Here is an 11551-nt window from a genome sequence, read left to right on the forward strand (position 1 = left end):
GCCAGGATCCCCGGATCGACGCCGGGATGCGATCGCCGGTCCGTGCCGGTGTGTCACCGGTCTCGGCTCGCCAGCAACGTGGCGAGCTCTTCGGTGTCGATGTTGCCGCCGGAGACCACGGCGACGGTGTTCGTCTCGGGCAGAAGCGCGCCGCGGTGGCGATATGCCGCCGTGGTCACCGCGCCGCTGCGTTCGGCGACGAGATGGCAGGTACGGGCGAGGTAGCCGGTTGCCTCGGCGATGTCCTCCTCGCTCACGGTGACGATGTCATCCACCACTTCGCGCATGTGCGCGAATGTCCGTTCCGACGGCTCCGCGGTGAGCCCGTCGGCGGCGGTCCGCGTGCGCGAGGCGACCGGCCAGTGGCGGCGCGTGCCCGAGCGCAGGCTGTCCTGCGCGTCGGCGGCCAGTTCCGGTTCGACACCGATCACCGTGGCTTTCGGCAGTACCGACTTGACCGCGACACCGACACCGGAGATCAAGCCACCGCCGCTGACCGGCACCAGCACCACGAGCTCGTCGCCCCACCCGAAACCGCCCGCTGCGGTTCCGTGGCCAGTGGGCAGGCCGCCGGTGGAGCCGTTCAGGTCCTCGGCGATCTCCAGCCCCACCGTGCCCTGGCCGGCGATGACCGCAGGGTCGTCGAACGGCGGTACGACAGTCGCACCACGTTCGTCGGCGATCCGATGTGCTCGCCGTTCGCGCTCGGCGACCTCGACGGGAACGATCTCGGCACCCAACGCTCGCGCCGCGGCGACCTTCGCGGCAGGCGCGGTGTGCGGCACCACCACGGTCGCGGGCATGCCGAACGCCCGGGCCGCGTATGCCACGGCACGCGCGTGGTTGCCGCTGGAGTACGCGACGAGTCCGCGGGAGCGCGCGGTTTCCGGTACGGCGGACGCGGCGTGGAGGGCCCCGCGGATTTTGAACGCTCCGGTCGGCTGGAGGTTTTCCGGTTTGAGCAGCAGGGGGCGGGTCGGGTCGGCGTCGGGGGCAGGCACCAGCGGAGTGCGCACCGGCCGTATCGCCCCGGGCATCGCCGCCATCGCCGCTTGGGCCGCCACGATCTCGGTGTCACTCACCAGCCGCATGGAAACGGATCTTTCTGCACGAAGGACGGTTCGGCAACACTCCCGTCCCGGGAAGAGTTGCAGCTACGGTACCGTGACGTCGGACACAACTCGGGCGACGGAGAGTGGCAGAGTGGAGTGTTGTGCCTCACCGATGTCAGGCTTTGCTTACCCGAACAGGTTATCGTTGGAGCGCTCCGTCACGGTGCGTGCAATAGCCTCCGAGAGTGTGTCACAACCGTCACCCGTGATCGAAAATTTCCGCAGTCTCCAACCAAAGCAGGCTGTGCGTGATCGTCGACTCGGGTCATACTCCTTCGCCAGGGGGACGAAGATGCGTTCTCACGACAAGGGAGACAGCACATGAAGCGCGGACTCGCGGCCCGCATGGCGGGGACGGTGACGCTGGTGGTCGGGACTGTCGCCGCGTGGGCCATGCCGGCGACCGCAGCGCCCGAACCCACGTCCCCGTCCCCGGACACCGTCGCGGAAACCCCGTTGGAGGCCATGCGGCGAGACCTCGGGCTGACGCTGCAGCAGGTGGAGCAGCGGCTGCACCGGGAAACCCGCGCCGATCGGATCGACGAGCGCCTGCGGGCCGCCCTCGGTACGGCCTTCGGCGGGTCCCACTTCGACGCCGACCTCGGCACGCTGGTGGTGGGAGTCACCGACAGGGCCAAGCTCGAGCAGGTCCGTGCCGCGGGCGCGAAGGCCGAGCTCGTCGATGACAGCGCGAGCGTGCTGCACACGGTGGCCGACACGCTCGACAAGGCCGAGCAGCGGGCCCCGTCCTCCATCAGCGGCTGGTATGTCGATCCCGCCGACAACTCCGTCGTCGTCACGACCGCGAGTGGATCCGCGCAGCAGGCAACCGAATTCATCCGCTCGACCGGCGTGGACACCGGTGCGGTACGCGTGGTCGAGTCCCGGGAGTCGCCGCGTCTGTTCGCCGACATCATCGGCGGTAATGCGTTCTACAACACGAGCAGTTCCCGCTGTTCCATCGGCTTCGCCGTTCAGGGCGGATTCATCACCGCAGGCCACTGCGGGAATCAGGGTGACAGCACCACGCAGCCCAGCGGGACGTTCGCCGGGTCCTCCTTTCCGAGCAACGACTATGCCTATGTCAAGTCCTCGGCCACCCCGAAGCCGCAGGTCAACAACTACCGAGGCGGCACGGTGACCGTCGCGGGAGCGCAGGAGGCCCCGGTCGGCGCCTCGGTGTGCCGCTCCGGCTCCACGAGCGGCTGGCACTGCGGCACCATCGCGGCCAAGAACCAGACCGTGCGTTATCAGCAGGGCACCGTGTCCGGCCTGACCCGGACCGACGTGTGCGCCGAGCCCGGCGATTCGGGAGGACCTTTCCTCTCGGGTGACCAGGCCCAGGGAGTGGCCTCCGGCGGTTCCGGCGACTGCAACCGGGGCGGTGTGACCTACTTCCAGCCGATCAACGAGGCTCTCCAGGCCTACGGAGTCGACCTGATCACCGGTGGGTGAGCGGTTCCGGAGGCTTGCAGCGGTGGTCATCGGGTAAGCGGCGTCAGCCGCCTCCCTCATTGCTGCAGGCGTGCGCGCAGTTCCTCCGCCGCCCGGCGGGGGTCCTCGGCTTCGGTGATCGCTCGCACCACGACGATGCGCTCGGTGCCCGCGGCCATCGCCTCGTCCAGGTTGCCGTGGTCGATGCCACCGATGGCGAACCACGGTCGGCCGTGACCGTGGTGTTCGGCGACATGGTGAACCAGGTCGAGCCCCGCCGCCTCCCGTCCCGGCTTCGTGGGCGTGCTCCAGACCGGGCCGGTACAGAAGTAGTCCACCCCCTGCTCGGTGGCTGCCGCATCGGCCTGTACCACGTTGTGCGTGGAACGACCCACGGCCATCTGGTCGCCGACGACCTGGCGGGCCGTCTCCACCGGAAGGTCGTCCTGCCCCAGGTGCAGGATGTCGGCATCGGCGGCTCGAGCGATGTCGGCGCGATCGTTGACCGCGAGCAACGCGCCATACCGCGTACACGCTTCGGCGAGCACTTCCAGGGCCGCCAGTTCCTGCCGCGCCTCCAGCGGCGCCCCCGCGTGGTCCTTGTCCCGGAGTTGGATGATGTCCACTCCGCCGGCGAGCGCCGCATCGGCGAATTCGGCCAGGTCGCCGCGTTCGGTGCGGGCGTCGGTGCACAAATACAGCCGCGACTCGCCGAGCCGGACACGGATCCCGTAGCCATCGAATCCAGGCATACCTCTCAGGGTAGCTTCCACCGGATCGCGGGCCCGAATTTTCTGCATGCACGAAACCGCTGACTTCGGGCGATCACATCGGTAGCCTGGGTGGAGGTGAAGCACGGGAGTCCGCACGGGAGCGGACTGAGAGGGGGCTGATGCCCCGACCGTCGAACCTGATCCGGATCATACCGGCGCAGGGAGCGTGAAGTGTCCCGGAAACAGGACCGCAGTGTCGCGGTGGTGGGCGGTGGTGTCATCGGCCTGTCCACCGCCTGGCGCCTGGCCGTGGCGGGTCACCGGGTGCGGCTGATCGACCCGGCCCCGGCCTCCGGCGGTGCCTCCCGGGCCGCGGGCGGGATGCTGGCCCCGGTGGCCGAGGCGTGGCCCGGGGAGGAGTCCCTGCTGGAGCTGGGGACCGCTTCGCTGCACAGGTGGCCGGAGTTCGCCGAGCGGCTCGGTCGGGACTCCGGCAAGCCCTCGGGGTTGCGGGACGAGGGGACGCTCGTCGTCGCCGCCGACAGCGCGGACCGTGCCGAACTCGACACCCTCGCCGACTACCTGGCTTCGCTCGGGCGCACCGTCAACCGTCACTCCAGCCGTCGGCTGCGCAGGCTGGAGCCCGCTCTCGGTCCGGGGGTGCGCGGGGGTCTGGAGGTTCCGGGAGATCTCGCGGTGGACAACCGCGCCACTCTCGAAGCGCTCCGTGCCGCCGCCGAGGTGGCCGGCGTGGAGTTCGTCCGTGCCGCCGCGCGCGGTGTCCGATCCGGAACGGTCGAGCTGGTCGACGCTGCGGATCCCGAGCCCGGGCTGTCCGGGTCGGTGGTGCACTGCGATGTCGTGGTGATCGCGGCGGGCGTGCAGACCGGTGCACTGCACCCGGCGCTGCGGGGCGCCATCCGGCCCGTGAAGGGGGAGATCCTGCGCCTGCGGGCGCGCAGCACGTCGGTTCCGCCACCGCGGTGGACCGTTCGGGGACCGGTCCACGGACGGCAGGTCTACCTGGTGCCGCGCGAGGACGGGATGGTCATCGGTGCGACTCAGTACGAGGCCGGGTACGACACCGAGGTCACCGTCGGTGGCGTGCGGAACCTGCTGGCCGATGCCGAGCGGTTCGTTCCCGGCATCACCGAGTACGCACTGGTCGAGACCGCGGCGGGGCTACGGCCGAGCACCGAGGACAACCTCCCGCTGCTCGGCTGGGTGGAGCCCGGGGTACTGGTCGCGGCCGGGCATCACCGCAACGGATTCCTGCTCGCTCCCATCACGGCGGAGACCGTGGTCGGGCTGGTGTCCGGCGACGAGGTGGCGACCGAAGCCAAGGCAGCGGATCCATCGCGTTCGGGAGGACAGCAGTGAACATCACGATCAACGGGAAGCCGCACGAGTTCGCCGAGGGCGCCACGCTGGCCGATGCGCTGGAGCAGTTCGGGGCTCCGGACAGGGGAGTGGCGGTGGCTGTCGACGGCACCGTCGTCTCCCGCGGCTCCTGGCGGGCCACGCCGCTGGAGTCGGGATCGGTCATCGAGGTCCTCACAGCGGTACAGGGAGGTTGAAGGCATGGACGATCCGTTGGTGATCGCCGGGCGGGAGTTCGGTTCCCGGGTGATCATGGGAACAGGGGGTGCCGCGAACCTCTCGGCACTCGAGCGTGCGCTGCTTGCTTCGGGCACGGAACTGACCACGGTGGCGATGCGCCGTGCCGACCTCGGCGGCGGCAGCGGGGTGCTCGAGTTGCTGAACAGGATCGGTATCGAAGTACTGCCCAACACCGCGGGCTGTCGCACGGCGGCCGAGGCGGTGCTCACGGCACAGCTGGCGCGGGAGGCGTTGGGAACCCACTGGGTCAAGCTGGAAGTGGTGGCCGACGAGGACACCCTGCTCCCCGACCCGGTGGAGTTGCTGGATGCGGCCGAGCAGCTCGTCGACCAGGGCTTCGTCGTGCTCGCCTACACCAACGACGACCCGGTGCTCGCCCTGCGCCTGGAGGAGACCGGCTGCGCCGCCGTCATGCCGCTCGGATCGCCGATCGGGACCGGGCTGGGCATCCGCAACCCGCACAACATCGAAATGATCGTCTCCCGAGCCTCGGTGCCGGTCGTGCTCGACGCGGGGATCGGGACCGCGTCGGATGCGGCCCTGGCGATGGAACTCGGGTGCGATGCGGTGCTGCTGGCCACGGCGGTGACTCGCGCGCAGGATCCGGCCCGGATGGCCGCCGCGATGCGCGCGGCCTGCGAGGGCGGCAGGCTGGCTTCCCAGGCCGGACGCATCCCCCGACGCTTCTGGGCGCAGGCCTCCAGCCCCGGCCGCCCGATGGAGCAGTGAGAGGGTGTGCGGATTGCAGCCTCACCGGATGCGCAGGTGCTGGGTACGCACGAGCGAGAGCGTGTAGCTCTTCCACGGCTCGTCGGGCCCGAATATCGCATCGATGGCGGTGCGGGCGTGCAGCGCATTCTCCAGCAGCGCACTCGCCAGCGACTCCGTTTCCGGGGAGCTGTCCCCGCGCATCCCCGGGATCTCCGGCACGGTGTGCCCGGCGAGCACATCGCTCGCCGCGTGCAGTGCGGGGACGGCGGTCGCCCGTTCGGTCTCCGGCCGCAACGCCAGCGTGGCAACGTCCTGCCGCAGGGAATCCAGGGCCACGGCGGCGAGACGCGTGGAGTGCTCATCCTCCGAATCGGCGCCGGTGCCGTCCAGCAGCGCGGGCATCCCGAGCAGGTCCTGGGTGCGACGCAGGGCCGGGATGCTCGCCGACTGCGACACCAGTCCCGCGCCGGAACCGTGCTCGGTGGTTCGCACACTGCGCAACAGCCACGCCACCGCCCGGACGGTGGCCCGCAGCGTTCCGCGCACATCGGGTACGAGGCTGCCGGGCAGGACCAGGTATCCGAGGTAGCCGACGACCAGGGCGATGGCCGCTCCGATGGCGGTGTTGGCCGCGAAACCGATCGCCACGTCCGCCGGGGACCGCTGCAGCATCAGCGTCTGGTCGGCGACCGTGACCGTGATCAGTGCGCCCAGCAGTGTCCGGTAGTCGGCCCGGAGCCAGTCGACCCGCAACAACATCACCGTGACCGCCAGGGGAACGAGCAGGAAGGCACCCGGCAGCAGGGCGACCAGCACCGCCAGTGCGGCCACACCGAGCACCACCCCGCCGGTGCGCTCGAGAGCACCCGTCATGCTGTCTCTGGCTGCGGGCTGGAGCACCACGTACAAGCTCAGCAGCAGCGTCGAGACCGAGGGGTCGTCCATGGCCAGCGCGATGGCCATTCCCGCGCCGACCGCGAGTGTGCACCGCAGAGCGTGTCGGAACAGCGACGAGCGCGGTGACAGGTGGGCCCGCACCGCCACGTGCCACCCCTGCCGGTGGTCATCCCGCACCGCAGGCACGGTCGTCCCGTCACGCTCGATCACGGCCGCACGGATACGCTCCAGCCCCTCGTCGATGCCCCGTGCTGCGGCGGGGACGGCCTGCCGGGAGTTCTCCCCGAGCACGGAACGGAGCGGATCCAGGCGAGCGAGCGGCGGAAGTCCGGTACAGGCACTGGCACGGACCGCCCTGGCGAGTTCGGCGGCGACCGTGTCCGCCTCGTCGACGATGCGGTGGAGCAACTCGGCCTCGGTCCGGTCCCGGCGGGCCTGCGCCAGCAGGATCTCCCGAGCAGCCCGGTACCGTGCCGCTCCCGCCAGGACCCGGCCGAGCCAGACTGCCGAGTTGCCGCCGCGCCAGGCCGTCGCCGCCTGCTCGACGATGCCGGGACCCCACTCGGTGAGCGTGCGGGCCACCGCTGCCCGGGTGGTGCGGGTGGGATCGCTGCGGCCGGTCGTGATGCGCAGGCACACCGCGAACAGGCTCCCCAGCACGGCGGCACCGAGCAGCGTGTGCGTGGGTTGGTTCGCCCCGAGTCCGGTGGTGATGGAGGTGATCGTGGCGGCGGCGAATGTCTGCCCGAGAACCCGGTAGTGCTGTCCCAGCGCGGGAAGCATCCCCGCGCCGAACACGACGGCCGCAACCAGGAGTCCGGCCACCCAGGGGAGAGATGCCGGCAGCGGTCCGCCCGCCATGACGAGCACCAGGGCGGGAGCGAACCACCGGAGCCGACGCAGATCCGCGCGCAGCGACTGCCCGCCGGCGCCGACAAGCGTGAAGACGGCCGTCAGCCCGGCGAGGAGGGCGGGTGCGGCCAGATCGAACGCCCAGCCGAGCCCGGTAGCGGCAGACACCGTGAGCAACACCACCGTGGCGTACTGCTGTCGCCGTATATCGGGTGCTCCCGCTTCCGTGTCCAGCAATGTCCGCATCCGTGTCATCCCAGCTACGCCTTCGCCCGTTCCCGACGCTGCCATGACTCCCCCGACCGGTGTTTCCCTGCGGTGCTCTCCCCGGGCGGGTGTGCGACGGGGCTCCACGGAGTATGTCGATCTCGGGCGTTCCCGGAGTTATCGCTCCGGAGGAGAATCACCTGGACGGGTACTGCCACCACTCGAAAGGTGGCGCGGGATGCGGGCTGATGGGAGCGGGGGAGAGCTCAGATCGAGCGGGGACTGATCCGCCAGAACGTCGACACCGGGCCGATTCCGGCACCGAGCGGGTAGGCGTGCTCGACGGAGCGCGTCACGAACCTCTTGCCCTGCCGGACCGCGTCGGGCACCGCCGCCCCCTTGGCGAGCGCGGCGGTGATGGCCGACGCGAAGGCGTCACCGGCACCGTGCGTGTGCACGGTGGAGTAGCGGGGGCCGGGCAGCGGCGTCGCCTCGTTGCCGTCGAAGAGCAGGTCGACGCACTCGGGATCCTCCGGCAGGTGACCGCTTTTGATGAGCACCCACTCGGGCCCGAAGTCGTACACCGCCTTGGCCGCGTCCCACAGTTCCGCGCGAGTACGGACGTCGATGCCGGTCAGCAGACGTACCTCGTCGAGGTTGGGGGTCACCAGTGTCGCGCGGGGGAACATCTCGTTGCGGAGTGCATCCAGGGCGTCCGGGCGCAGCAGCGGCTCCCCGCTCCGGGCGGCGGCGACCGGATCGACGACGAACGGGGTGCGGCCGGAGCGGCCGATGCCGTGCGCATCGCAGGCCGCCACCACGGCCTCGATGCACCCCGCCGACGCCAGCACGCCGGTTTTCGCGGCACCCACTCCGATGTCACCCGCGACCGCCTCGATCTGCGCGGCGACCGTCTCCGGCGGGATCTCGACAGCACCGCTGACCCCGACGGTGTTCTGCACGGTCACCGTGGTCACGGCGGTCATCCCGTGCACGCCACAGGCGAAGAACGTACGCAGGTCCGCGTGCATGCCCGCGCTGCCCCCGGAATCCGACCCGGCGATCGTCAGCGCCGTGGGAGGCGCCGTGTCGTTGGCGGGGCGCACCTCGTGGGCACCGGAACCGACCGGCAGGTGCGGTCGCTGCGGTGTGCTGTCCTGCTCGTGCTGCATCACGTTCATGCTACGGCCTCCGCGAGAGGCGCGGATCTGACTACCTGATGTCGGGACTCGGCGCAGCGAGGCGCCGCCGGAGGTTCCGCCACCCGCACCCCTGCGCAAACCAATCCGCGCGGCTCCTTAGTCGGTGACGGGGAGGTAGACCCGACCCCCCTCCGCGGCGAACTCCTCGGATTTCTCCCGCATCCCGGCCTCGATGGCCTCGACACTGGTCAGACCGTGTTCCTCGGCGTAGGCACGCACGTCCTGGGTGATCTTCATCGAGCAGAACTTCGGCCCGCACATGGAGCAGAAGTGCGCGGTCTTGGCGGGTTCGGCGGGCAGCGTCTCGTCGTGGAACGACTGTGCGGTGTCCGGATCCAGTGCGAGAGTGAACTGGTCGTGCCAGCGGAACTCGAACCGCGCCTTCGACAGCGCATCGTCGCGTTCCTGCGCTCGCGGGTGCCCCTTGGCGAGGTCGGCGGAGTGCGCGGCGATCTTGTAGGTGATCACGCCGGTCTTGACGTCGTCGCGGTCGGGCAACCCGAGATGTTCCTTCGGGGTGACATAGCACAGCATCGCCGTTCCGGCCTGTGCGATGTTGGCCGCCCCGATGGCCGAGGTGATGTGGTCGTAGGCGGGCGCGATGTCGGTGGCCAGCGGTCCGAGCGTGTAGAACGGCGCCTCGCCGCAGAGTTCCTCCTCCCGGCGCACGTTCTCGGCGATCTTGTCCATCGGCACGTGCCCGGGACCTTCGATCATGACCTGCACGTCGTGCTCGCGGGCGATGTGGGTGAGCTCCCCGAGAGTTTCCAGCTCGGCGAACTGGGCGCGGTCGTTGGCGTCGGCGATGGAACCGGGACGCAGGCCGTCACCGAGCGAGAACGTCACGTCGTAGGAGCGCAGGATCTCGCAGAGCTCGGAGAAGTGGGTGTAGAGGAAACTCTCCTGATGGTGTGCCAGGCACCACGCGGCCATGATCGAACCGCCGCGCGAGACGATGCCGGTGATGCGCTGCGCGGTCAGCGGGACGTAGCGCAGCAGCACACCGGCGTGCACGGTCATGTAGTCCACGCCCTGCTCGCACTGCTCGATCACGGTGTCCCGGTAGATCTCCCAGGTCAGCTTGGCCGGGTCGCCGTCGACCTTCTCCATCGCCTGGTAGATCGGCACCGTGCCGACCGGCACGGGAGAGTTGCGCAGGATCGACTCCCGCGTCTCGTGGATCCGCTTGCCGGTGGACAGGTCCATGATCGTGTCGGCCCCCCAGCGCGTGGCCCACACCATCTTCTCGACCTCTTCCTCGATGGAGGAGGTCACGGCGGAGTTGCCGATATTGGCGTTGACCTTGACCAGGAAGTTCTTGCCGATGATCATCGGCTCGGTCTCCGGGTGGCACCGGTTGGCGGGGATCACCGCCCGCCCGCGGGCGACCTCGTCGCGCACGAGCTCGGCGCCGACGTTCTCGCGGGCGGCGACGAACTCCATCTCGCGGGTGATCACGCCGGCCTTCGCCCAGCCGAGCTGGGTGCGGTGCTCACGGCCGTCGGTCCATCCCGTACGCAGCGGGTGAAGACCACTGTGGACGTCCACTCGGGTCGCCTCGTCGGTGTAGGCGCCGGAGGTGTCGTAGACGTCGAGATGCTCACCGTTGGTCAGCTCGATGCGCCGGGCGGGCACCTTCAGTCCGGATTCGGTGGTGTGGTGGGTCTTGTGGGAGCCGCGGATCGCTCCCGTGGTGATGCCGGGACGAGTTTCGTCCGCAGTGGATCCGTTGGAATCGGACGACTTCGGAGACACGTCGGCCATGACTGCTCACTCCCTACGCCGGTATTACCCGGTCAGGTTCAGGCGGTCGGCGGCCCCGAGCCCTGTCGACTCAGCCGCCCTCTCAGCCCGCTTCCGGTGCGAGCTCCCGCAGGTTTTTCGTTGTCGCCCGTGAGGCTAACCACACTCGGCACGTCCTGCCAAGTGACCGTCACTCTCCTGACGGAGGGCGGATGTGCCGCAGGGCTGATGACCGGTCGAAACGATTCCCGTCAGGGGTGGCGAGGACGATGTGCGGTGATCGTGGAACGAGGAGTGACCGCCCAAGTGGACGATTGTGGGAGTGCTGCCTCAAGCCCTTCGATCGAGCCTGGACACCGGCGAGCTCCGACGGCGGTGACCCGGTGTCACTCCTCGGCGAACGGGTCGTCTTCCTCGGCCGGATTCCAGGACAGTCCCGGCGCTCCCCAGCCGTTGCGCTTGAGCATCTTCTTCGCCGCGCGCGCGTTGCGGCCGACCAGCCTGCTCAGGTAGAGGTAACCGTCGAGGTGATCGGTCTCGTGCTGCAGGCAGCGTGCGAGATACCCGGTGCCCTCCACCTCGAGGGTATTCCCGTGCCGGTCGGCTCCCGTGACCTTCGCCCACTCGGCTCGTCCGGTGGGATAGCTTTCCCCGGGCACCGACAGGCATCCCTCCCAGTCCTCCTCGGGGTCGGGCATGCCCAGTGGCCGTTCGGAGGTCTCCAGCTGCGGGTTCACAACGGCGCCCCGGTGATGGGTGCCCTCGTCGTCCGGGCAGTCGTAGACGAAGACGCGCAAGTCGACGCCGATCTGGTTCGCGGCCAGCCCGACCCCGTTCGCCGCTTCCATGGTCTCGAACATGTCGTCGACGAGGGTTTGCAGCTCGTCGTCGAAGCTCGCCACCGGGCGCGTCGGGTTGTGCAGTGCCGGATCGCCGGCGATGCGGATCGAGTGCACAGCCATGCATCGCACTGTATCGGTCCGGTGCCGAGGCGATCGGTGCGCGTCGTCGGATCGGCGCCTGCCTGCCGGGATCCCACGATCAGCTCAGAGGGCGTGCC

Annotated in this window: 10 protein-coding genes and 1 riboswitch; of the genes, 4 read left to right on the forward strand and 6 right to left on the reverse strand. The window is 69.8% G+C overall.

What is annotated here, in order from left to right:
* Positions 1-53: 53 nt before the first annotated feature.
* Positions 54-1091, reverse strand: a complete 1038-nt coding sequence (locus DFQ14_RS10960) for a threonine ammonia-lyase (protein WP_114453146.1) — start codon at positions 1089-1091, stop codon at positions 54-56.
* Between the two features lie 342 nt (positions 1092-1433).
* Between DFQ14_RS10960 and DFQ14_RS10965 the strand changes: the two genes are divergently transcribed.
* Positions 1434-2567 carry a S1 family peptidase gene (locus DFQ14_RS10965; RefSeq protein ID WP_114453147.1) on the forward strand — a complete coding sequence of 378 codons (1134 nt, stop codon included), beginning with the start codon at positions 1434-1436 and terminating at the stop codon, positions 2565-2567.
* A 56-nt stretch (positions 2568-2623) separates the two neighbouring features.
* Here DFQ14_RS10965 and thiE read toward each other — a convergent pair whose 3' ends face one another.
* On the reverse strand, positions 2624-3298 hold the full coding sequence (thiE, locus tag DFQ14_RS10970) for a thiamine phosphate synthase (protein WP_114453148.1): 675 nt from the start codon (positions 3296-3298) through the stop codon (positions 2624-2626).
* A 93-nt stretch (positions 3299-3391) separates the two neighbouring features.
* Positions 3392-3500, forward strand: a riboswitch (TPP riboswitch).
* Here thiE and thiO point away from each other — a divergent pair.
* The 3 genes from thiO to thiG all read left to right on the forward strand — a co-directional run bounded on the left by thiO (position 3491) and on the right by thiG (position 5608).
* Entirely contained in the window at positions 3491-4639 is a 1149-nt protein-coding gene (gene thiO, locus DFQ14_RS10975; protein WP_114453149.1) for a glycine oxidase ThiO, read from the forward strand. (Overlaps the previous riboswitch by 10 nt.)
* Positions 4636-4836, forward strand: coding sequence for a sulfur carrier protein ThiS (gene thiS, locus DFQ14_RS10980; RefSeq protein ID WP_114453150.1), 201 nt, complete (start codon positions 4636-4638; stop codon positions 4834-4836). The genes thiO and thiS overlap by 4 nt, the downstream gene beginning before the upstream one ends.
* 4 nt (positions 4837-4840) lie before the next feature.
* Entirely contained in the window at positions 4841-5608 is a 768-nt protein-coding gene (gene thiG / locus DFQ14_RS10985) for a thiazole synthase (RefSeq protein WP_114453151.1), read from the forward strand.
* A 21-nt stretch (positions 5609-5629) separates the two neighbouring features.
* Here thiG and DFQ14_RS10990 read toward each other — a convergent pair whose 3' ends face one another.
* The 4 genes from DFQ14_RS10990 to DFQ14_RS11005 all read right to left on the reverse strand — a co-directional run bounded on the left by DFQ14_RS10990 (position 5630) and on the right by DFQ14_RS11005 (position 11453).
* Complete coding sequence (locus DFQ14_RS10990; RefSeq protein WP_246195806.1) at positions 5630-7594, reverse strand: FUSC family protein; 1965 nt, start codon at positions 7592-7594, stop codon at positions 5630-5632.
* A gap of 218 nt (positions 7595-7812) precedes the next feature.
* On the reverse strand, positions 7813-8727 hold the full coding sequence (gene thiD, locus DFQ14_RS10995) for a bifunctional hydroxymethylpyrimidine kinase/phosphomethylpyrimidine kinase (RefSeq protein ID WP_420810154.1): 915 nt from the start codon (positions 8725-8727) through the stop codon (positions 7813-7815).
* 117 nt (positions 8728-8844) lie between these two features.
* Entirely contained in the window at positions 8845-10512 is a 1668-nt protein-coding gene (gene thiC, locus DFQ14_RS11000) for a phosphomethylpyrimidine synthase ThiC (RefSeq protein ID WP_114453152.1), read from the reverse strand.
* A 365-nt stretch (positions 10513-10877) separates the two neighbouring features.
* Positions 10878-11453, reverse strand: coding sequence for a peptide deformylase (locus DFQ14_RS11005; protein WP_114453153.1), 576 nt, complete (start codon positions 11451-11453; stop codon positions 10878-10880).
* Positions 11454-11551: the final 98 nt, after the last annotated feature.

This window comes from Halopolyspora algeriensis (genome assembly GCF_003337235.1).
GTDB lineage: Bacteria > Actinomycetota > Actinomycetes > Mycobacteriales > Pseudonocardiaceae > Haloactinomyces > Haloactinomyces algeriensis.